Below are 20,675 nucleotides of genomic sequence, written 5' to 3'. Positions count from 1 at the left end.
CGCGCCGCGCCGGCGGTGGGGAGTCAGGGGGTGCGGGCAGCGACCGGCGCGGCGATGAGGTCGAGCACGACGTCGGCCGACAGTGCCGCGACATCGTCGACGGCGAGCCGGAAGTCGTCCCCGGCGTCGGGGCCGCACAGGTCCGAGACGCCGCGGACGGCGAGGAACGGGACGTCGAAGTTGTAGCAGGTCTGGGCGATCGCGGTGGACTCCATGTCCGCGGTCAGCGCGTCAGGGAAGGCGCCCCGGTAGTGCTCCACGGTGCGACCGTCGACGAAGGAGTCGCCGGAGAGCATCGCGCCGACGAGGACGCCGGGGCGGTTCTGGGCGCGGTCGAGCAGCGCAGCGCTGGCCGGGAAGGTGGCCGGCATCCCCGGGATCTGGCCGAGGGTGTAGCCAAAGGCGGTGGCGTCGGCGCCGGCGAAGGCGTGCTCGGTGCCGACGACGACGTCCCCGACGCGTACCGCTCGGCCCAGCCCGCCGGCGGACCCGGCGGAGATGACGACGGTGGCGCGGACCGCGTGGACGGCGAGCGTCGTCGCGGTGACCGCGTTGACCGCGCCGATCCCGCTGCGGACGAGCAGCAGCCGCCGGCCGTCGACCGTCGCGAGCACCGACCGGGCGGCGCCGGCTTGCCGGTGGTGGCTCAGGTGCTCGGCCCGCTGCTCGAAGGGCGCGATCTCCTCGTCCATCGCGGCCACGACGATCGCGTCCACGGTCGCCTGGGGCGCGGCGAACGGCGAGCCGGGTGGCAAGGCGGTCCCGAGCAGCTCCGTCATGCCATGACCTGCTCCCACGCGTCGCGGGCGTCGAGGAAGCCCTGGGCCGCGGCGCGGGCCCCCTCGAGGTCGTGGCTGGCGCCCCAGCCGCACTGCACCTCGTTGGCCGCGGGCACCTCGTCGGCAGTGACGACGTCGCGCAGCGTGGTCTCCAGCAGAGGGAGGAAGGCGTCGTAGCCGGTGTTGAGCACGATGGCGTAGAAGCCGGTCTGGCAGCCCATCGGCGAGATGTCGACGACGACGTCGCTGTGGTTGCGCATGTGCTCGGCCATGAGGTGCTCGAGCGAGTGCACGACCGGCATCTCGAGGTGCTCGACGTTGGGCTGGCGCAGCCGAATGTCGAACTTGGTGAGCACGTCGCCCCCCGGCAGCGTCTTGGTGTCGGCGACCCGGACGAACGGCGCTCGGACGGCTCGGTGATCGAGGTTGAAGCTCTCGACATTCATTGTCTTCACAGGTTCCATCATGGGCGATGTGGTATGTGCCTGTCCTGCGAGTTTGGTGTGGATTGCGCCACCCTCGGACCTGCCCAGCCGGTCGTTCGTGGCCTGCGACACGCCGCCCCGGCGTGTCGGTCTGCGTGTCTGACGGTTCGTCGACGGCCGTCCACATCCTGTGGATAAACCTGGGGGATACCGGCCGGAGTTGTCCACAGGCCACGGTGGCGCCGTCGGCGGACGAGGCGGGCCGCGCGATGTCAGTGGTCGCTGGCAGGCTCTGGGCACGGGCCGACGGCGACGCGAGAGGCGTCGTCCACAGCCCGTCCCCAGCAGGGGGCGCATGATGCACAGCAGTACGCCGGAACTGTGGAGGACACGCCGAGAGTCGACTCGCCGACACAACACCTTGGGGTAGTACCCAACCGCCACCACTAGGTGTAGTGTCTGAGACCTACTGACCGCGGGAACTACATCCGTGTGGTTCCACTGGTGAATGACCGGCCCCTGAGGGGGAGCGGGACTCGAGTTCACCGCACGAAAGGAGATCCGCTCACATGAGCATCACCGTCTTCAGCAAGCCGGCCTGCGTCCAGTGCGACGCGACCTACCGTGCGCTCGACAAGAACGGGCTCGAGTACGACGTCGTCGACATCTCGGTCGACGCCGAGGCACTGGAGAGCGTCAAGGCGCTCGGCTACCAGCAGGCCCCGGTCGTCTTCGCCGACGGCGACCACTGGTCCGGCTTCCGGCCCGACCGGATCAAGGCGCTGGCGGCGCAGGCAGCCGTCGCGGTCTGACACATGCTTCGGCCGGATCGCCCTCACCCGGCGATCCGGCCGAGACCAACGCGCCGGCCTCGGCCGAGGGCCTGCCGGCGCATCGTAGGGCTACAGGCAGGGGGCGAGATGGGCAACATCGTCTACTTCTCCTCGGTCTCCGACACCACGCACCGGTTCGTCGAGCGGCTCGGCCTGCCGGCGCAGCGGATCCCGCTGCGCCCGGCCGACCCGTTCCTCCGTGTCACCGAGGAATACGTGCTGATCGTCCCGACGTACGGCGGCGGGCACGGCCGCGGCGCGGTACCGCGCCAGGTCATCAAGTTCCTCAACGAGGAATCCAACCGGGACCTGTGCCGGGCGGTCATCGCCTCGGGCAACACCAACTTCGGCGAGGCCTTCTGCATCGCGGGCGACATCATCTCCGCGAAGCTCCAGGTGCCGTATCTCTACCGCTTCGAACTTCTGGGTACAACTGAGGACGTCAACCGCGTCCGCGAGGGATTGGGACAGTTTTGGCAGCAACGGTCACTGATATCGGCATGACGCAGCAGAGCGCGGCGCCGGAGCTGGACTACCACGCTCTCAACGCCATGCTCAACCTCTACGACGCGGACGGGAACATCCAGTTCGACGCCGACAAGAAGGCCGCTCGCGCGTACTTCCTGCAGCACGTCAACCAGAACACCGTCTTCTTCCACACGCTGAAGGAGAAGCTCGACTACCTCGTCGAGGAGGGCTACTACGAGCCCGAGGTCCTCGCGCAGTACTCTCCGGAGTTCCTCGAGCAGATCTGGGACGCGGCGTGGGCCAAGAAGTTCCGCTTCGAGACCTTCCTCGGCGCCTTCAAGTACTACACCTCCTACACGCTCAAGACGTGGGACGGCACCCGGTACCTCGAGCGGTTCGAGGACCGCACCGTCGTCGTCGCGCTGGCGCTGGCCGGCGGTGACGAGCAGTTCGCCCTCGACATGGTCGAGGAGATCCTCTCCGGCCGGTTCCAGCCGGCGACGCCCACCTTCCTCAACGCCGGCAAGGCGGCCCGTGGCGAGCTGGTCTCCTGCTTCCTGCTGCGCACCGAGGACAACATGGAGTCGATCGCGCGCGCCATCAACTCCTCGCTGCAGCTGTCCAAGCGCGGTGGCGGCGTCGCTATCTCGCTGACCAACCTGCGCGAGGCCGGCGCCCCGATCAAGCGGATCGAGAACCAGTCCTCGGGGATCATCCCGGTGATGAAGCTGCTGGAGGACTCCTTCTCCTACGCCAACCAGCTCGGTGCGCGTCAGGGGGCCGGCGCGGTCTACCTCAACGCCCACCACCCCGACATCATGCGGTTCCTCGACACCAAGCGGGAGAACGCGGACGAGAAGATCCGCATCAAGACCCTGTCGCTCGGCGTCGTCATCCCCGACATCACCTTCGACCTCGCCCGCAAGAACGAGGACATGTACCTCTTCTCGCCCTACGACGTCGAGCGTGTCTACGGGGTGCCGTTCGGCGAGGTCAGCGTGACCGAGAAGTACGACGAGATGGTCGACGACCGCCGGATCAAGAAGACGAAGATCAAGGCGCGGCAGTTCTTCCAGACCCTCGCGGAGATCCAGTTCGAGTCGGGCTACCCGTACATCATGTTCGAGGACACGGTGAACAAGGCCAACCCGATCGACGGCCGGATCACCATGTCGAACCTGTGCTCGGAGATCCTCCAGGTCTCCACGCCGTCGACGTACAACGACGACCTGTCCTACGACGTCGTCGGCAACGACATCTCCTGCAACCTCGGGTCGCTGAACATCGCCAAGGCGATGGACTCCCCGGACCTCGGCAAGACGATCGGCACCGCGGTCCGCTCACTGACGGCAGTCTCGGACCAGACGCACATCAACTCGGTGCCCTCGATCGAGAAGGGCAACAGCGAGTCCCACGCCATCGGCCTGGGCCAGATGAACCTGCACGGCTACCTCGCCCGCGAGCGGATCTTCTACGGGTCCGAAGAGGGCGTGGACTTCACCAACATCTACTTCTACACGGTGGCGTTCCACGCGATCACCGAGTCGAACAAGCTCGCCCAGGAGCGCGGCAGGGCCTTCGCCGGCTTCGAGCGTTCCACGTACGCCAGCGGTGAGTTCTTCACCAAGTACACCGAGCAGGAGTGGCTGCCCGCGACCGAGCGGGTCCGCGAGCTGTTCGCCACCGCCGGCGTCCACATCCCCACCCAGGACGACTGGCGCGCGCTGGCGGCGTCGGTCAAGGAGCACGGGCTGTACAACCAGAACCTCCAGGCGGTCCCGCCGACCGGCTCCATCTCCTACATCAACAACTCGACCTCCTCGATCCACCCGATCGTGTCGAAGATCGAGATCCGCAAGGAGGGCAAGCTCGGGCGCGTGTACTACCCGGCGCCCTACATGACCAACGACAACCTCGAGTACTACGAGGACGCGTACGAGATCGGCCCCGAGAAGATCATCGACACCTACGCCGCGGCCACCCAGCACGTGGACCAGGGCCTGTCGCTGACGCTGTTCTTCAAGGACGGTGCGACCACCCGGGACCTGAACAAGGCGCAGATCTACGCGTGGCGCAAGGGCATCAAGACGCTCTACTACATCCGGATCCGCCAGCTCGCCCTCGAGGGCACGGAAATTGAGGGTTGCGTCAGCTGCATGCTGTAGCAGCCGGCACCCAGCTCTCCCGGGCCGCCACCCGACGGCCTCCTGAACGACGACGAAAGTAGCAACGAACGTGTCGGAGAAGCTCAAGCTCGTCGACCGGGTCCAGGCGATCAACTGGAACCGGGTCCCGGACGAGAAGGACGTCGAGGTCTGGGACCGGCTGACCTCGAACTTCTGGCTGCCGGAGAAGGTGCCGCTGTCCAACGACGTCCAGTCGTGGGCGACCCTGAACGACGCCGAGAAGAACATGACCACCCGGGTGTTCACCGGGCTCACGCTGCTGGACACCATCCAGGGCACGGTCGGCGCGGTCAGCCTCATCCCGGATGCGACGACCCCGCACGAGGAGGCCGTTTACACGAACATCGCGTTCATGGAGTCGGTGCACGCCAAGAGCTACTCCTCGATCTTCTCCACGCTCATCTCCACCCCGGAGATCGACGAGGCCTTCCGCTGGTCGGAGGAGAACGAGAACCTCCAGCGCAAGGCCGCGATCATCCTGCAGTACTACCGCGGCGACGACCCGGAGAAGCGCAAGATCGCCTCGGTCATGCTCGAGTCGTTCCTGTTCTACTCCGGCTTCTACGCCCCGATGTACTGGTCCTCGCGGGCCAAGCTCACCAACACCGCTGACCTCATCCGCCTCATCATCCGTGACGAGGCCGTCCACGGCTACTACATCGGCTACAAGTACCAGCGCGCGCTGGAGAAGCAGTCCCCGGAGCGTCGTCAGGAGCTCAAGGACTACACGTTCGAGCTGCTCTTCGAGCTGTACGAGAACGAGGAGCAGTACTCCGCGGACCTCTACGACCCGCTCGGGCTGACCGAGGACGTCAAGGCGTTCCTGCGGTACAACGCGAACAAGGCGCTGATGAACCTGGGCTACGAGGGCCTGTTCCCCAAGGACCAGACGGACGTCAACCCAGCGATCCTGTCCTCGCTGAGCCCCAACGCCGACGAGAACCACGACTTCTTCTCCGGCTCGGGCTCGAGCTACGTCATCGGCAAGGCCGTGGAGACCGAGGACGACGACTGGGACTTCTGAGTCTCGCCTCTGCTCGCTGCTGAGAGCCGGACCGTTCACCCGAACGGTCCGGCTCTTCGGCTGTGCCCGGTGGCCCCCTGAGGAAGGCCGGGGAGGCCGGCAGACCGGAGGGGGAAACCCTGGCCCGCCAGCCGACGGACCAGGGTTGAACCGGGGTCGATCCCCGATCCGCCGGCACGGCCATGCCCGATTCACTGGACTCGACACCAGCCGGCGCACCGAGCCCGGCTGACGAGCCAGAGGCAAGCAGATGATCGAGGCACGAAACCTCACCAAGCGGTACGGCGAGAAGACCGCCGTCGACGGCGTCAGCTTCACGATCCCCGCCGGCACGGTCACCGGCTTCCTCGGACCGAACGGGGCCGGGAAGTCGACGACGATGCGGATGATCGTCGGCCTCGACCGGCCGACCTCCGGCTCCGTCACCGTCAACGGAGCCCACTTCCGCCGGCACCGCTCACCGTTGCGGGAGGTCGGGGCACTGCTGGACGCCAGCGCCGCGCACCCCGGGCGGAGCGCACGCTCGCACCTGCGGGCGATCGCGGCCAGCCACCGGATCCCGCGCAAGCGCGTGGACGACGTCATCGAGATGACCGGTCTGAGCGCGGTCGCGCACCAACGCGTGAAGGGCTTCTCCCTCGGCATGGGACAGCGGCTGGGGATCGCCGGGGCGCTGCTCGGTGACCCACGGACCCTCATCCTCGACGAGCCGGTCAACGGCCTCGACCCCGAGGGCGTCACCTGGGTGCGCACCCTGGTCCGGCAGCTCGCGGCGGAGGGTCGCACCGTGCTGCTGTCCTCCCACCTCATGAGCGAGATGGCGATGACCGCGGACCACCTCCTCGTCATCGGCCGCGGCCGGATCCTCGCCGCCGGTCCCGTCCAGGACGTCATCGACTCCGCGACCGGCGCCGTCGTCGTGGTGGCCTCCCCGCAGGCGGGCGAGCTCGGGGCGCGGCTGGAGGCGACCGGCGCCGTCGTCGACCGGGCCGAGGACGGCGGCCTGCGGGTCCGCGGCACCTCCGCCCAGGCCGTCGGAGCGCTCGCCGCCCGGGACGGCATCGTCCTGCACGAGCTGCGCCTCCAGCGCGCCAGCCTCGAGGAGGCCTACCTCAACCTCACCGGCACGGCGGTCGAGTACCGCTCCACCACCACGACCACGGAGACCTCGCGATGACCACGACGACGACGCACCCTGCCGCCACCACGCCGCGCACTGCCGGCCGGCCGAGTACCTCGGTAGCCGGTGACGTCAGCTTCCGCGGCGTCCTCGCCGGCGAGTGGGTCAAGCTCGTCTCGCTGCGCTCGACCTGGTGGACGGCGGCCATCACGGTGCTGGTCATCGCGGCCCTCGGCGCGGTCCAGGCCTCCGCGGTCGACGACGTCGTCCGGCTCGCCGCCGAGCTGGGCATCGAGCCGGACGGCGCCGAGCTCGTCATCTCCGGCTTCCAGTTCGGGATGGTGACGGTCGCCGTCCTCGGAGCGCTGCTCATCACCGGGGAGTATGCCAGTGGCACGGTCCGCTCGACGCTCGTCGCCGTGCCCACCCGGCTGCCCGTCCTGTGGGCCAAGGGCCTGGCGCTGGTCTCGTTCACCATCCTGGTCAGTGTGCTGAGCCTGCTCGCCGGCACCGCCGCAGCGGCCCCGTGGCTCTCCGACGCGAACCTCGTCCCGGCGCTCGACCAGGCCACCACCTGGCAGTCGTTCGGCGGGATGACGTACTTTTTCGTCGCCGTCGTGCTCATCGCGCTCGGTCTCGGCGCCGTGCTGCGCCACACGGCCGCGACCATCACGACCGTGCTCGGTCTGCTGCTGCTCATCCCGGGCGTGCTGCAGGTCGTCCCGATCGAGTGGGTGCAGAATCTGGTGGCCGTCACGCCCCTGCCGGCGGCGATCGCCTTCGTCGGCACCTCGGGGGTGCAGGGCACCAACGAGGTGCTCACCGCCTGGCAGGGCGTCGCGGTGGTCGGTGGCTACGCCCTGCTGGCCCTCACCGCCGGGGCGATCAGCATCTGGCGGCGCGACGCCTGACCCTGACGCCGCCGACTCCTTCCGCAGCAGTGACAACGGCGCCCCGCCCGGGAGTATCCGGGTGGGGCGCCGTTGTCGTGGTGTGCCAGATCAGCCGCGCGTGAGCCTGCGGGTCAGCGGGACCGCCAGGCCCAGGCCGACGAGTAGCGCCGCGGCGCCCGCCAGCCAGCCGACGGAGGCTCCGGTGCTCGGCAACGAGCCGGCCTCCCCACCGGTGGGCTCCGGTGCGCCGGACCCACCCGGCGCACCGTCGTCGTCCCGGCCGCCGTCGTCACCGCTGTCCGGGCGGTCGTCCGCCGGTACGGTGGTCGGCTCCTCGGTCGGCAGCTCGCTGTCGGCCGAGAAGGCCCATGACCACGTGGCCTCGGCGCCGTCGGCGAGGGCGAACCCGGGCAGCGCCCGTGCCTCGACGGTGACCGCGCCGGTACCCGGGTAGGTGCCGGCGGGCACCACCGCGCCGTCGAGCAGGTACTCGACGCCGTCGACGGCCGGGACGGTCACGACGTCCTGCTCGGTCCCGTCGAGGTCGGTGAACGTCGCCGGGGCAGGTGTCACCGCCGTCGCCTCGCCGACGGCGAAGATCGTCGTCGTCCCGGAGACCTCGTTGCCGACGACCACCAGCGGCAGGCCGTTCCCGGAGGCGGCGGCGGGGATGAAGGTCACGCCCTCGGGACCGAGGTCGCCGGCCTGGGAGAGGGCCGCCTGGACGGCGTCGTCCCCGGGCTCCGCGTCGACGACGTCCTCCATGGAGACCGAGAAGTCCCGGTTGTTGAGGTAGGTGACGAAGCGGGCGTCGGACGGCTCGGTGATGTCGTAGACGACGACGCCGCCGAACCGCTCGAAGCCGACGAAGGCGTAGGTGCGGCCGTCGACCTCACCGATCGCGAGGTTCTCCGGCTCGGGCCCCTTGTCCTCGCTACGTCCCTCGAGGTTCGACTCGCTGTGGTTGGAGTTGAAGAACTCCGGCGCGGCGGCCGCGGTGATCCGCTCGAACTCGTCGCCGGAGTCGAAGACCTGCTCACCGTCGGTGGTCCAGATCGAGATCGACCGGGCACCGAAGGCGTAGAGCTCGTCGAAGCAGGAACCGTCCTCGGCCAGCCCGTTGGCGATGCTCACGTTGAGCCGGCCGAGCTGGTCGTCCGAGAGGTGGTCGGTGACGGCGGCGTCCTCGCAGACGCCCGGGGCCGGGGTCTCGTCAGGGTCGCCGAGGTCCTTCACCCGGATCGACTCGACGTAGTCGCCGAACTCGCGGGCGTCGCCCTCGTTCGCGGTGACGAGGAACGTCTCGCCGCCGGCCGTGTAGGACTCGATGCCGTCGGGCATGTAGATCCCGTGCAGCCCGGGGTAGGTGTTGATGGCGATGGTGGGTGCGTCCCGCGGGTCCCGGTCCGAGGCGTCGAGCCCGTTGCCCTCGACGGAATGGTCCTTGAAACCGAGCGGCCAGATGTCGGTGACCGTGGCGGACTCCAGGTCCACGACGGCGACGGCGTTGGCCTCCTGCAGCGCGGCGTAGGCGGTGCGGTCGTCACCGTCGATGGCGATGTACTCGGGCTCGAGGTTCCGCGAGATCGGCAGGTCGTCGCCGTGCGGCGTCGGGCCGAAGACCCGGACGTCGTCGGGCAGGGTGCGGGTGCCGTCGTCGTAGGCGTGGAAGTCCGCGGTGCGCACGTCGTCCTGCGCGGGAGCGCCGAGCGTCGCCGGCAGCGTGACGACGGAGACCGAGCCTTCGGGGTCGACCGAGAAGTCGTTGGCCGGCTCGCCCTCGTTGGCGACGACGGCGTAGGTGCCCGCCGCGTTCACCGTCACCATGTCCGGCAGCGCGCCGACGCGGACGGCGCCGAGCGCGGTGCCGTCACCGGCGGCGTCGAAGGTGACGAGGTAGCCGAGCTCGGTCTTGGTCGGGTGCTCGACCGCGATGAGCCCGAGGCCGTCCTCGCGCACGGCGACCGAGTTCGCCACCGCGCCCTCGGGGATCGTCCCGCCGTCGGCGGACGGGGTCGCTGCCGCGGTGATCTCGTGAAGCAGTGTGGGGTTCGACGGGTCCGCGAGGTCGAGGACGTCGACCTTCGCCTCGGCGGCGTTGACGACGAAGAGCCGCTGCGTGCCGGCGTGGTAGGTGACGATCTCCGCGGCGGAGGCGTCGAAGATGCCGGACTCGTAGGTACCGACGGCGGTGAGCTCAAAGGCGGCGTCGTCGGCGGAGTAGGTGACGGGCTCGGGCACGATCGCGGCCTGGGCGGCGATCCCGACCAGCGGGGCGGTGAGGGCGGCGACGGCGAGGGTGGCGGTCGCGGGCAGGAGGGCGCGCCGCAGCGGGCGGCGCACGGTGTGGGAGGCGGTCGGCTGTGGAGGCATGATCGTCCTTCGTCGGTCGGCACGTGCCGGGTCACGGCAACGCTATGAGCGCGCGGTAGCGACGAGATGTCTCGCGGATGAACGGACGGGGGCGGTGTCGGCGCACTGACCGCCGCCGTGCTCACGGCCGGCCGCCCGCATGCTCGCCCGAGGCGGTAGCGGAAATTCCGATGCGGACCGCATCGGTCGCTGGGAGGGTGGCGGCATGGCTACACCCGACCCACTTCTCGACCTGGCGGCGGCTCACGGACTTACGCTCGATCCGGCGTCGATCTCTCGTAACGAGATCGGCCTGGACTTCCAGGTCGCTTACGCCCGCACCCTCGACGGCACGCCATGGATCCTGCGGATCCCCCGCCGCCCCGACGTCGCAGTGGGCCTGCCGAAGGAAGCTGCCGTTCTCGAGCTCGCGGCCGAGCGCCTGTCGGTGGCGGTCCCGGAGTGGCGGGTGGTGTCCGACGAGCTCGTCGCCTACCCGCAGCTGCCCGGTGCCCCCGGCCTCACGCTCGACGGCGACCAGCCGGTCTGGCACCTCGATCCCGCGTCCCCGCGCTACGCCGAGACCCTCGGCCGGCTCCTCGCCGACCTCCACGCGACGCCGGTGGCCGAGGCGCGGGCCCGGGGGATCGAGGTCCGTCAGCCCGACGAGGTCCGGCGCCGCTGGCAGCAGGACGTCGCCGTCGTCGCCGACTCCTTCCGCATCGGTGACGCACTGCGCGGCCGGCTCGACTCGTGGCTGGCCGATGACGACCTGTGGCCCGACCGCACCGTGTTCAGCCACGGCGAGCTCTACCCGGCGCACGCACTCATCGACGACGACGGCGCGATCACCGGCGTCATCGACTGGACCACCGCGAGGTTCGACGACCCTGCCCGGGACTTCATGTTCCAGCACGCCGGCGCGCCCACGGAGGCCTTCGACGTCACCGTCGCCGCCTACCGCGCCGCCGGCGGCACAGAGTGGCCACGGCTCGCCGACCGGTGCGCCGCGCTCATGGCCGCCGGGCCGATCGGCTACGGGCTCTACGCGCTCGCCACCGGCCGCGCCGAGCACCGCGAGGCCGCGCAGGCACAGCTCGATCCGTAGCTCGGGCACCGTGACCGCCCCGGGAACAAGGCCGCACAGCCCCGGGTGCCGCTGCGGGTACCGGAGGAACTAGGCGTCGTCGTCGAGGCGGAAGCCCACCTTGAGACCGACCTGGTAGTGCGCGATGGCGCCGTTCTCGATGTGCCCCCGCACCTGGGTGACCTCGAACCAGTCGAGGTTGCGGATGGTCTTCGAGGCCCGCTCGATGCCGCTGCGGATGGCGTGGTCGACCCCCTCGGGAGAGGTGCCGACGATCTCGGTGACGCGGTACGTGTTGTTGTCCATGACTCATCATGGCGCGGTCGGCCCTCACCCGCTCGGCGACGGCGCCCGGCTCGCGACGGCGCCCCGATCGCGCGGCTGGACCGGGGAGGTTCCGTCCGGCTCAGCCTGACGAAACCTTCCCGTTGTCACCGGGGTCATCGCCGGGGCCATCGCCGGGACTCGCCGGCTACTCGTCCTCGAGCTCGACGCCCCGGAACTCCGGCAGGAACAGTGCCGCCACCATCGCCACCACGAATGCGACACCGAAGATGGCGAAGGCCAGCTCTGAGCCGCCGGTGACGACGAACCACGGCACCGACAGTGGTGCGATGATCGAGGCGATGCGGCCGAACGCGGCCGCGCTGCCGGCGCCGGTGCCGCGCAGCGCCGTCGGGTAGATCTCCGGGCTGACGGCGTAGAGCGCGCCCCACGCACCGAGGTTGAAGGCGGATAGCGCCATGCCGGCGGCGATGAGCGTCGCCACTGTGTCGGCCTGCCCGAACAGCACCGCCGCGACTGCTGAGCCGGCGAGGAAGGTGGCGAGCGTCGCGCGCCGTCCCCACTTTTCGATGAGGAACGCGGCCAGCGCGTACCCGGGGAGCTGGGCGAGCGTGATGATGAGCGTGTACTCGAATGACTTCACCAGCGAGAAGCCCTGGTTGACGAGCAACGACGGCAGCCAGATGAAGGCCCCGTAGTAGGCGAAGTTCACCCCGAACCAGGTCACCCACAGCGCTGCGGTGCGGCGCCGGAAGCGCGGTGCCCACAGCGCCCGCCAGTGCGGCGCAGGTTGCTCGGGCGGCAACGGCGGGGAGGGGACGGCCGCGACGCCGGCCGACTCCTCGTAGACCCGGACCGCAGCCTCGGCCTCGGCGGCGCGGCCCTTGCGCTCGAGGAAGCGCACCGACTCGGGTAGGCGGAGCCGGACGTAGATCGCGTAGAACGCCGGCACCGTGCCGATGAGGAACGCCCACCGCCAGCCGTTGTGCAGCGGCACGACGAAGTAGCCGATGAGGGCGGCGGCGAGCCAGCCCAGGGCCCAGAACGCCTCGAGGATGACGACGATGCGGCCCCGGATTCGCTTCGGGGCGTACTCGCTGACGAGGGTGGAGGCCACCGGCAGCTCCGCGCCGAGCCCGAGGCCGACGAGGAAGCGCAGCACGATGAGCATGGCGAGGCCGCCGGCGAACGCGGAGGCGCCGGTCGCCAGCCCGAAGATGAGGAGCGTCAGCGCGAAGACCTGCCGCCGACCGATCCGGTCGGCGAGCAGCCCACCGACGCTCGCTCCGATCGCCATGCCGACGAAGCCGACCGAGCCGATCCAGGAGACCTGGGTCTGGCTGAGCAGCCACTCCTCGGCCAGCGCCGCCATGATGAAGGAGATGAGGCCGACGTCCATCGCGTCGAGGGCCCAGCCCAGCCCGGAGCCCCCGAGCAGCTTGCGGTGGGCCCGGGTGAACGGCAGCCGGTCGAGCCGCTGGGCGCGGGTGAGGGAGCTCGACACCGGGGTGTCGGGGGCGGCGTGCTGGGTCATGGGAGTCCTCGTGTCGGGGCCAGAAGGCGCGACTCTACCTGCTGTACTCCACATGAGCATAACCCGTGCGGCGGTCCGGTGGGACGGGCCGTGACGAGGGGGGCTGGTCAGTGGGCGAGGGCCTCGACGACGGCTGGCACCGCACGGGGGTCGGTCTGCAGCAGGACGCCGGTGACCACGGTGCCGCGCCACTCGGCGAGCTGGTCGCGCAGCTGATCCGGGTTGCCGGCCAGCGCGACGTCGAGGACCAGCTCGGTGGGCACCGCGGCGGCAGCGGCCTCCCGGTCGCCGGCGGCCCAGCGGCGGGTCACCTCGGCGCACGCCGAGTCGTAGCCCAGCCGCTCGATCGCCTCGCGGTGGAAGTTCGTCTCCGTCGAGCCCATCCCGCCGATGTACAGCGCCAGATGGCCACGGAGGTGGTCGGCGGCCTGCTCGACGTCCCGGCCCAGCGCCACCGGCAGCGACGCGTTGACCTCGAAGTCCGCTGCGGGGCGCAGCCGGGCGTCCCGCTCCGCGAAGCCCGTCGCGAGCCGCTCGCGGAACTCGTCGTCGAGCCGGGGCGAGAAGAACGCCGGCAGCCAGCCGTCGGCGATCTCCGCGGCCAGCGCCACGTTCCGCGGTCCCTGGGCGGCGAGGTGGATCGGCAGGTCGGCTCGCAGCGGGTGCACCGTCGGGCGCAGCGCCTTGCCCTGCCCGGTGCCGCCGGTGAGCGGCAGCCGGTAGTGGTGGCCGTCGATCGTCACCGGCGCCTCGCGTCGCAGCACCTGCCGCACGACGTCGACGTACTCGCGGGTGCGCTCCAGCGGCCGTGGGTACGGCTGCCCGTACCAGCCCTCGACCACCTGCGGCCCGGAGGCGCCCAGGCCGAGCACGAACCGGCCGCCGGAGAGGTGGTCGAGGGTGAGCGCTGCCATCGCGGTCGCCGTCGGGGTGCGCGCCGAGAGCTGCGCGATCCCGGTGCCCAGCCGCACCCGGGAGGTCTGCGACCCCCACCACGCGAGCGGCGTGAAGGCGTCCGAGCCATAAGCCTCGGCGGTCCACACCGAGTCCAGCCCCGCGGCGTCGGCGAGTGCGACCGCCTGCGCGGCGCCCTCCGGCGGGCCGGCGGACCAGTAGCCGAGGTGGAGCCCGACGGCGAGCGAGCGCTGCGGCCCAGGTGCTGCGCCGGCCACGTCCCGCTCGCCGTCGTCGGTCATCGTGCCGCGGCCGTCGTAGCGACGTGCGGCATGACCTCGGCGGCGATGAGGTCGAGGTGCTCGAGGTCGGCGATGTCCAGGCACTGGAGGTAGACCCGGGTGATGCCCTGCTCGCGCAGCGCGCGGATCCCGTCGACGACCTCCTGCGGGGTGCCGGCTAGTCCGTTGCTGCGCAGCTCCGCGGGCTCCCGCCCGATGGTGGCCGCCCGGCGCGCGACCTCGGCCTCGTCCCGGCCGACGCAGGCGACCAGTGCGACGGAGTAGACGAGCTCGTCGGGGTCGCGCCCGAGCTCCTCGCAGGCGCTGCGCACCCGGTCCCGCTGCGCCGCGATGGCGGACTTCTCCGGGAAGGACTGGTTGTACTCCGCCGCGAAGCGGGCGGCGAGCAGCGGGGTCCGGCGCGGGCCGTTGCCGCCGATGATGATCGGCAGCGGCTCCTGCACCGGCTTGGGCAGCGCGGGGGAGTCGACCAGCTGGTAGTGCTCGCCGTCGAAGTTGAAGTGCTCGCCGATCGGCGTCGACCACATGCCGGTGAGGATCTCCAGCTGCTCGGTGAACAGTCCGAAGCGCTGCGCCGGGAACGGCACGCCGTAGGCGGCGTGCTCCTCGGCGAACCAGCCCGTGCCCAGCCCGAGCTCCACGCGGCCGGCGGACATCTCGTCCACCTGCGCGACCTGGACCGCGAGCATCCCGGGGTGCCGGAAGGTGGCGGAGGTGACGAGGGTGCCGAGCCGGATCGTCGACGTCTCCCGCGCGAGCGCGCCGAGCGTCACCCACGAGTCGGTGGGGCCCGGGCCGGGGTCACCGTCACCCATCCGCTGGAAGTGGTCGGAGCGGAAGAAGGCCGAGAAGCCGAGCTGCTCGGCGCGGCGCGCCAGGGCGAGCTGGTCGTCGTAGGTGGCGCCCTGCTGGGGCTCGATGAAGATACGAAGGTCCATGCCGCTAGCCTGCCATGCGCCGTCGTCGGGCCCGCCCAGGCTGCGGAGAACCCGCGGGCCCCGGCTCGATGCTGAGCCGGGATGCCGTGGTGGACGAGCCACGGCGCCCGCGGGTACCGGTGACTGCTGGGATCTGGCCGCGGTCGCGGCGGGGACCCAGGAGTCCGTCCGCCGGACTGCTAGCGAGCAGTCACCTCACGCGTCCGATAAGAATTCACTGGTCGGACCACCTCCTTTCCCGTGTCCGACGAGCGTAGGCACCGTCCGGTGGGCCTGTCACGGGATTAATCGGGTCAGTCGCTTGCGAGGGCGGCGTCGCCCCTCGCCACCGCGAGGTCGACGGCGTCGGGAACCGGCAGGTCGCCACGGAAGGCGTCGTCGAGCACCGGGGCGATCGCGTCGATGGCGGCCTGCATGCCAGGGCCGGCCGGCGGGGGCGTCAGCTCGCCCGCCGCGGCGTCGAGGAACGGGGAGACGTCCACGCCCGCCTGACCCCAGTGGTCGAGGAAGGCCGGCTCGGCGTCGACCACGCCCGGCAGCGCGATGCCCTGGCCGGCGAGGGCGAGCTGGCCGTCGGCCGAGCCGATCCAGTCGAGCACCTTGGTGGTGGCGGTGAGGTCCGCCGTGCCGGCGTGGGCTGCCGCGACCACGCCGTGGACGATCGAGACCTGGCCCGTCGGGCCGGCGACGACGGGCGCGATGCCCCAGGTGAAGTCGGCCTCGGTGGCGATCTGGCGCAGGTGGTAGGACCCGGACTGGAACAGCGCGAGCCGGCCGTCGAGGAACATCTCCAGCGTGGCGTCGACGCCGGCGGTCACCTCCGCGGGCGGTGCGACGTGGTGCACGGTGACGAGGTCGACGAGGTACTGCACCGCGGCGACGCCCTCCGGTGACCCGAAGCCGAGCTCGTCACCGGTCTGGAACTCGGCGCCCGCCTGCGCGAGGAACGGCAGGAGGACCGACTGGAGCTCTGGCTCGGCGTTGAAGCCGTAGCGCGCCACCGCCTCGGGGTTGAAGTCCTCGTCGGCGACGGTGCGGCCCTCGGTGTCGACGGTCAGCTGCTGGGCAGCGGGCAGCAGGGTGTCCGCCGGTGCCGCGGGCTCGGCGTCGTCCGTGGGTTCGTCGGTCGGTTCGTCGGTCGGCTCGCCGGCGGGCTCCGCGGCGGGTTCCGCGGCCGGCACGGTGACCGCGGCGGCGTCCGCCTCGGGGGCGACGGTGGGATCTGGTGCGGGCTCGGGCGCCGGCGGTGGAGCCCAGGTGAGGTCGGTGGGGTCGATGCCGGCCTCCTCGACGAGGTCGGCGTTGTAGTAGAGGGCGACGGCGTCCCACAGCTGCGGCACCCCCCACAGCTGGTCGTCGTGCGTGTAGAGGTCGACGACGGCGGGCTGCCACTGCACCGCGTCACGGTCGAGCACCTCGTCCATGCTCACGAGGAGGCCGGCGTCGGCGTAGCCCTCGACGTTCGCGGTGTTGGTCCAGAAGATGTCCGCCGGGGTGCCTGCCGCCATGTCAGCCTCCAGCTGGGACCAGTAGGACTCCCACGGCACCACCTCGACCTCGACGTGCACGTCGCGGTTCGCGGCGGTGAAGGCGTCGAAGGACTCCCGGTAGGCGGTGGCGGCGGCCTCGTCCCACAGCCGGAAGGTCACCGTGGTGATGCCGGCCTGCGGGTCGGCGTCGGAGTCGTCACCGCCGGGATCCGCGCAGGCGGCGAGAATCAGCGAGCCGGTCACGAGCGCGCCGATGGCGACGCGTCGGCCCACGCGGCTCATCTGTCCTCCCCAGGTCGCTATCGACCAGCCTACCCGGATGTCGTTGCCGACAGGTGACCCAACCAATACGTGACATAGGGAAATCGCGGGGCGAGCCATGGGGTGCCAAGGCTCGGTCGGTCGCCACCGGTGCCCGGTCGGTGCCCGGTCGGTGCCCGGCCCGCGCCTGGGTGAGGGCCGCCCGCGCCCGCGGGAGGGCCGCCAGCAGCTTTGGACGACCACCCGGGCCATAGATCGACCATCTGAACCTGGGTTGAGCGCCCTTAGGAGCGACTAAGGGTGGTGGTGTGGGGGCTCTGGTCGCGGCGGCGCTCGAACGTACCGGCGGGAAGCAACCTCCGCGCCGTGGCGTTACCTCGACGTGAGCCCAGTTCTCCTCAACGACCCGCACCCCGTCCTCGACGGTGCCCCGGCCGGCACGCCGACCTGGCGCGTCGACGTCGTCGTCATCGGGGCGGGGCAGGCGGGCCTGTCCGCGGCCTACCACCTGCAGCGGCGCGGCTACCGCGGCATCACGGGCGACGACGGCGCGGACTCGGCCGCAGCGTCGGGCACCTTCGTCGTGCTCGACGCCGAGGACGGCCCGGGCGGCGCGTGGCGCCACCGGTGGGAGTCGTTGCGGATGGCCACGGTCAACGGGATCCACGACCTGCCCGGCATGAGCCAGCCGCCGCCGGACGACTGCGAGCCGTCGAGCGCTGCGCTGCCGCGCTACTTCGGGGAGTACGAGGAGCGTTTCGACCTGCCGGTGGAGCGGCCGGTGCGGGTGCGGTCGGTCGAGCGCGTCGATGATGACCCGGCCGGCCGACTGCGCGTCGTCACCGACGCCGGCATCTGGTCGACGCGCGCGCTCATCAACGCCACCGGCACCTGGCGCAAGCCGATGTGGCCCACCTACCCCGGGCAGCGGGACTTCCGCGGCGAGCAGCTGCACACCGCCGACTACATCTCCGCCGAGGAGTTCCGCGGCCGGCACGTGGTCGTCGTCGGGGGCGGGATCTCGGCCGTGCAGCACCTCGACGAGATCTCCCAGGTGACGTCGACGACGTGGGTCACCCGCCGGGAGCCGACGTTCCGGGAGACCCCCTTCGACAAGGACGCCGGCCGGCACGCCGTCGCGATGGTCGAGGAGCGGGTGCGCGCCGGCCTGCCGCCACGGTCGGTCGTCAGCGTCACCGGCCTGCTCCGGACCCCGGCGGTGGCCGCGATGGCGGCGCGCGGCGTGCTCGAGCGGCGGCCGATGTTCGAGCGGATCGAGCCCGACGGCGTGCGCTGGGCCGACGGCAGCGTCCAACCGGCCGACGTCATCCTGTGGGCGACCGGCTTCCGCGCGCAGCTCGACCACCTGCGACCGCTGCGGCTGCGCGGCCACGGCGGCGGGATCGTCATGGCCGAGACGCGGGTCGCGGCCGAGCCGCGGGTGCACCTCATCGGGTACGGACCGTCGTCGTCCACCGTCGGCGCCAACCGCGCCGGCCGCGACGCCGTCCGCGAGCTCGACGACCTCCTGAGCTGACCAGCCACCCCACGCGCCGACAGCAGGATTGTCCACCCGCCGCCGGCCCCCACTTGCGCCGAGAGCGGGATTGTCGACCCGCCGCCGCCCCTCACATGCGCTGACAGCGGGATTGTCCACACATTCTGGCGTGGACAATCCCGCTGTCGACGACAAGTCGGCTGTCGACGACAATCCCGCTGTCGACGACAAGTCGGCTGTCGACGACAATCCCGCTGTCGACGACAAGTCGGCTGTCGGTGACAATCCTGCTGTCGGTGAGGAGGGGGGCGCGGGACTACTGGAGGCGGCGTAGGCCGAGGGTGTCGGTGCGGTTGCCGTCCCAGTCGCCGACGAGGACCTCGTCGGTGGGGCGGCCGTAGGAGACGACGCGGTCCGCGTCGCCGCCGCTGATGGAGTTCTTCAGGTGGTACACCTGGCCGCGGCGCACCCCAAAGGTGTCGCGGCCGTCGCCGTCCCAGTCGCCGACGATGACGTCGTCGCTCGCCCGGCCGTAGAAGATCACTGCGTCGGCGTCGCCGCCCCGCAGCGAGTTCTTCACGTGGTACTCCTGTCCGCGGCGGATAGCGAGCGTGTCGCGGCCGTCGCCGTTCCAGTCCCCGACGAGCACGTCGTCGCCGGCGTGGCCGTAGGTGATGACCTGCTGGGCCGGTCCGCCCCGGTTGTCGTTGCGGATGTGGTACTCGTTTCCGCGGCGCACCGCGAGGGTGTCGCGGCCGTCGCCGTCCCAGTCGCCGACGAGGATGACGTCGTCGGGGCGGCCGTAGCGCAGGGAGTAGTCGGCGCCGCCGGCGCGCAGCGTGTTGCTCACGTGGAAGACGTCGCCCCGGCGGACGGTGATGGTGTCGCTGCGGTTGCCGTCCCAGTCACCGATGAGCACCTCGTCGGTGTCGCGGCCGTACTGGAAGACGACGTCTGCCTCAGAGCCGAAGGTGTTGGAGATGAAGAAGCCGGTGGGCGGCGGGGTGACCCGCCACCAGTGGTGGAGCATCCCGAACCGGAGGTTGCTCGTGCCGGTGACGGTCTGCGTGCCGGTGCTGCACACCACCTGGGCCTCGGTGATCCGCCCGCCCCAGGCGCCGTTGCCGTCGCGCTTGGTGACGACCAGCTCCTGGAGACGCCCGTTGCGCGGGCAGTGCGCCTCGACGGTGCTCACGTCGAGGCGGTCGGTCCACCGGCTGCGGGTGTCCCCGGAGGCGGTGCCGGTGTAGGGATCGGCCTTCGCCACGAGGTAGGGCTGGCTACCACGGGTGGAGTAGCCCCCGTTGGTCGAGGAGAACTGGGTGAAGGCGACGGCGTCGTTGTACCTGCGTACCTCGCCGCCGGTGTCGGTGACCGCGTCGTCCGTGCGGGGGTGGTCGTGAGCGGTGACGACGTTGCCGGCGCGGTCGACGACGGCGCGGCCGCCGTAGACCTGGCAGGCAGTGGTGTCGCAGGTGAGACCCGCGGAGTTGCCGGCGATCTCGGCGAGCACGTAGCTGCGGGCGGCGACCGCTTGCGCGCGCAGCGCCTGCCCGTGCCAGGAGGCCGGCACCTCGCGGGGGACGACGCCGCGCAGGTACTGCTCGAGCGCCACGTGGTTGCGGACGTCGAGCTGGGTGCTGTTCTCGCGCACGAGCTGGATGGTGCCGCGGTACCAGGTGCCCCGGGAGGAGCTGGAGCCGACGACGGCGCCGAGGTTGTCGCCGTCGTTGTCTCGTGCCGTGACGGTCAGCTCGGTCGCGGTGAAGACGTGCTCCGGCCCCTTCGCTCCGGACGCCGTCGTGTGCCGCACCCAGAACCGGTTGCCCTCCGCGCGATCGACGGTGATGAAGCCGCCCCGGTAGCTGCGGGTGGTGTTGCCCGCGCCGGCGACCCTGATCTGCGTCGCACCCGCCGGCGCCCAGAGCTGCACCGACCCGGTGTTCTGGTGAGCCATCAGTCGCACGTCCAGCGTGCTGTTACCCACGGAGCCGACGCTGGTGCCGGGGTAGTAGAACCCGAGGATCTGGCGGTAGCTCAGCCCCTGCTGAGCGGCGCCCTGCGCGCCCCACTGGGACATCCCGATGCCGTGGCCCCACCCGCGGCCCTGGACCTCCCAGGAGCCGGAAGCGGGACGCGGGTAGGTCTCGGCGGCGGTGGCAGGAGCGGGTGCCACCACGAGAACGGCGCCGACGAGGAGCGCGGCGAGGCCGGCGGAGACGAGGTGACGGAAGCTGCGCATGGCGGTCTCGATCGTTCGTGGGCGGGCTGGCGGCCGTGCACCTGAGCGTACTCCGGCGGTAGGA

At 71.1% G+C, this 20,675-nt stretch carries 18 protein-coding genes; 9 read left to right on the top strand and 9 right to left on the bottom strand.

Annotated elements, in window-relative coordinates; translation table 11 throughout:
- Positions 1-23: 23 nt before the first annotated feature.
- On the bottom strand, positions 24-779 hold the full coding sequence (mtnN, locus tag V2J52_RS05015; protein ID WP_331226586.1) for a 5'-methylthioadenosine/S-adenosylhomocysteine nucleosidase: 756 nt from the start codon (positions 777-779) through the stop codon (positions 24-26).
- Positions 776-1,243 (bottom strand): S-ribosylhomocysteine lyase, encoded by a 468-nt coding sequence (locus V2J52_RS05010; protein ID WP_491062169.1) that lies wholly within the window; start codon positions 1,241-1,243, stop codon positions 776-778. Before V2J52_RS05010 ends, mtnN begins: the two co-directional genes overlap by 4 nt.
- 530 nt (positions 1,244-1,773) lie before the next feature.
- On the opposite strand from V2J52_RS05010, the gene nrdH reads away from it, so the two are divergent.
- From nrdH to V2J52_RS04980, 6 genes are all read left to right on the top strand, one after another.
- Complete coding sequence (nrdH, locus tag V2J52_RS05005) at positions 1,774-2,016, top strand: glutaredoxin-like protein NrdH (RefSeq protein WP_331226584.1); 243 nt, start codon at positions 1,774-1,776, stop codon at positions 2,014-2,016.
- Between the two features lie 108 nt (positions 2,017-2,124).
- Complete coding sequence (gene nrdI, locus V2J52_RS05000; RefSeq protein ID WP_331226583.1) at positions 2,125-2,541, top strand: class Ib ribonucleoside-diphosphate reductase assembly flavoprotein NrdI; 417 nt, start codon at positions 2,125-2,127, stop codon at positions 2,539-2,541.
- On the top strand, positions 2,538-4,670 hold the full coding sequence (gene nrdE, locus V2J52_RS04995) for a class 1b ribonucleoside-diphosphate reductase subunit alpha (RefSeq protein ID WP_331226582.1): 2,133 nt from the start codon (positions 2,538-2,540) through the stop codon (positions 4,668-4,670). The genes nrdI and nrdE overlap by 4 nt, the downstream gene beginning before the upstream one ends.
- 70 nt (positions 4,671-4,740) lie before the next feature.
- The gene (gene nrdF / locus V2J52_RS04990) at positions 4,741-5,715 is read left to right on the top strand and encodes a class 1b ribonucleoside-diphosphate reductase subunit beta (protein ID WP_331226581.1); all 975 of its coding nucleotides are present in this window, start codon (positions 4,741-4,743) and stop codon (positions 5,713-5,715) included.
- Positions 5,716-5,965: 250 nt separating this feature from the next.
- Positions 5,966-6,892 carry an ABC transporter ATP-binding protein gene (locus tag V2J52_RS04985; protein ID WP_331226580.1) on the top strand — a complete coding sequence of 309 codons (927 nt, stop codon included), beginning with the start codon at positions 5,966-5,968 and terminating at the stop codon, positions 6,890-6,892.
- The gene (locus V2J52_RS04980; protein ID WP_331226579.1) at positions 6,889-7,746 is read left to right on the top strand and encodes an ABC transporter permease subunit; all 858 of its coding nucleotides are present in this window, start codon (positions 6,889-6,891) and stop codon (positions 7,744-7,746) included. Before V2J52_RS04985 ends, V2J52_RS04980 begins: the two co-directional genes overlap by 4 nt.
- Positions 7,747-7,836: 90 nt before the next feature.
- Here the strand turns inward: V2J52_RS04980 and V2J52_RS04975 are convergent, their stop codons facing one another.
- Positions 7,837-10,101 (bottom strand): choice-of-anchor I family protein, encoded by a 2,265-nt coding sequence (locus V2J52_RS04975; protein ID WP_331226578.1) that lies wholly within the window; start codon positions 10,099-10,101, stop codon positions 7,837-7,839.
- Positions 10,102-10,306: 205 nt separating this feature from the next.
- On the opposite strand from V2J52_RS04975, the gene V2J52_RS04970 reads away from it, so the two are divergent.
- Positions 10,307-11,188, top strand: coding sequence for a macrolide 2'-phosphotransferase (locus V2J52_RS04970; protein ID WP_331226577.1), 882 nt, complete (start codon positions 10,307-10,309; stop codon positions 11,186-11,188).
- Positions 11,189-11,257: 69 nt separating this feature from the next.
- Here V2J52_RS04970 and V2J52_RS04965 read toward each other — a convergent pair whose 3' ends face one another.
- From V2J52_RS04965 to V2J52_RS04945, 5 genes are all read right to left on the bottom strand, one after another.
- The gene (locus tag V2J52_RS04965) at positions 11,258-11,473 is read right to left on the bottom strand and encodes a dodecin (protein WP_331226576.1); all 216 of its coding nucleotides are present in this window, start codon (positions 11,471-11,473) and stop codon (positions 11,258-11,260) included.
- A gap of 166 nt (positions 11,474-11,639) precedes the next feature.
- The gene (locus V2J52_RS04960; RefSeq protein ID WP_331226575.1) at positions 11,640-12,986 is read right to left on the bottom strand and encodes an MFS transporter; all 1,347 of its coding nucleotides are present in this window, start codon (positions 12,984-12,986) and stop codon (positions 11,640-11,642) included.
- Positions 12,987-13,093: 107 nt separating this feature from the next.
- Positions 13,094-14,182: an LLM class F420-dependent oxidoreductase gene (locus V2J52_RS04955; RefSeq protein ID WP_331226574.1), complete on the bottom strand. Its 1,089-nt coding sequence runs from the start codon at positions 14,180-14,182 to the stop codon at positions 13,094-13,096.
- On the bottom strand, positions 14,179-15,120 hold the full coding sequence (locus V2J52_RS04950; protein ID WP_331226573.1) for an LLM class F420-dependent oxidoreductase: 942 nt from the start codon (positions 15,118-15,120) through the stop codon (positions 14,179-14,181). The genes V2J52_RS04955 and V2J52_RS04950 overlap by 4 nt, the downstream gene beginning before the upstream one ends.
- A 293-nt stretch (positions 15,121-15,413) precedes the next feature.
- A complete protein-coding gene (locus V2J52_RS04945; RefSeq protein ID WP_331226572.1) occupies positions 15,414-16,892 on the bottom strand; it encodes an ABC transporter substrate-binding protein in 1,479 nt (492 codons plus the stop codon).
- A 448-nt stretch (positions 16,893-17,340) separates the two neighbouring features.
- On the opposite strand from V2J52_RS04945, the gene V2J52_RS04940 reads away from it, so the two are divergent.
- Both V2J52_RS04940 and V2J52_RS04935 read left to right on the top strand, forming a co-directional pair.
- Positions 17,341-18,408, top strand: a complete 1,068-nt coding sequence (locus V2J52_RS04940) for an NAD(P)-binding domain-containing protein (protein ID WP_331227111.1) — start codon at positions 17,341-17,343, stop codon at positions 18,406-18,408.
- Positions 18,409-18,538: 130 nt separating this feature from the next.
- Complete coding sequence (locus V2J52_RS04935) at positions 18,539-18,703, top strand: hypothetical protein (RefSeq protein ID WP_331226571.1); 165 nt, start codon at positions 18,539-18,541, stop codon at positions 18,701-18,703.
- Here V2J52_RS04935 and V2J52_RS04930 read toward each other — a convergent pair.
- Positions 18,686-20,611 carry a SpoIID/LytB domain-containing protein gene (locus V2J52_RS04930; RefSeq protein WP_331226570.1) on the bottom strand — a complete coding sequence of 642 codons (1,926 nt, stop codon included), beginning with the start codon at positions 20,609-20,611 and terminating at the stop codon, positions 18,686-18,688. The genes V2J52_RS04935 and V2J52_RS04930 overlap by 18 nt on opposite strands.
- Positions 20,612-20,675: the final 64 nt, after the last annotated feature.

It is taken from the genome of Georgenia sunbinii (genome assembly GCF_036421875.1).
In the GTDB taxonomy this organism is placed as follows: Bacteria; Actinomycetota; Actinomycetes; order Actinomycetales; family Actinomycetaceae; genus Georgenia_B; species Georgenia_B sunbinii.
Note: the sequence above shows the minus strand (reverse complement) of the source record. Positions and strands in the feature narration are given on the sequence as shown.

Coding starts and splice junctions, on each gene's coding strand:
- mtnN (WP_331226586.1), bottom strand. CDS start 779: ATGACGGAGCTGCTCGGGACCGCCTTGCCACCCGGCTCGCCGTTCGCC.
- V2J52_RS05010 (WP_491062169.1), bottom strand. CDS start 1,243: ATGGAACCTGTGAAGACAATGAATGTCGAGAGCTTCAACCTCGATCAC.
- nrdH (WP_331226584.1), top strand. CDS start 1,774: ATGAGCATCACCGTCTTCAGCAAGCCGGCCTGCGTCCAGTGCGACGCG.
- nrdI (WP_331226583.1), top strand. CDS start 2,125: ATGGGCAACATCGTCTACTTCTCCTCGGTCTCCGACACCACGCACCGG.
- nrdE (WP_331226582.1), top strand. CDS start 2,538: ATGACGCAGCAGAGCGCGGCGCCGGAGCTGGACTACCACGCTCTCAAC.
- V2J52_RS04985 (WP_331226580.1), top strand. CDS start 5,966: ATGATCGAGGCACGAAACCTCACCAAGCGGTACGGCGAGAAGACCGCC.
- V2J52_RS04980 (WP_331226579.1), top strand. CDS start 6,889: ATGACCACGACGACGACGCACCCTGCCGCCACCACGCCGCGCACTGCC.
- V2J52_RS04975 (WP_331226578.1), bottom strand. CDS start 10,101: ATGCCTCCACAGCCGACCGCCTCCCACACCGTGCGCCGCCCGCTGCGG.
- V2J52_RS04970 (WP_331226577.1), top strand. CDS start 10,307: ATGGCTACACCCGACCCACTTCTCGACCTGGCGGCGGCTCACGGACTT.
- V2J52_RS04965 (WP_331226576.1), bottom strand. CDS start 11,473: ATGGACAACAACACGTACCGCGTCACCGAGATCGTCGGCACCTCTCCC.
- V2J52_RS04960 (WP_331226575.1), bottom strand. CDS start 12,986: ATGACCCAGCACGCCGCCCCCGACACCCCGGTGTCGAGCTCCCTCACC.
- V2J52_RS04955 (WP_331226574.1), bottom strand. CDS start 14,182: ATGACCGACGACGGCGAGCGGGACGTGGCCGGCGCAGCACCTGGGCCG.
- V2J52_RS04950 (WP_331226573.1), bottom strand. CDS start 15,120: ATGGACCTTCGTATCTTCATCGAGCCCCAGCAGGGCGCCACCTACGAC.
- V2J52_RS04945 (WP_331226572.1), bottom strand. CDS start 16,892: ATGAGCCGCGTGGGCCGACGCGTCGCCATCGGCGCGCTCGTGACCGGC.
- V2J52_RS04930 (WP_331226570.1), bottom strand. CDS start 20,611: ATGCGCAGCTTCCGTCACCTCGTCTCCGCCGGCCTCGCCGCGCTCCTC.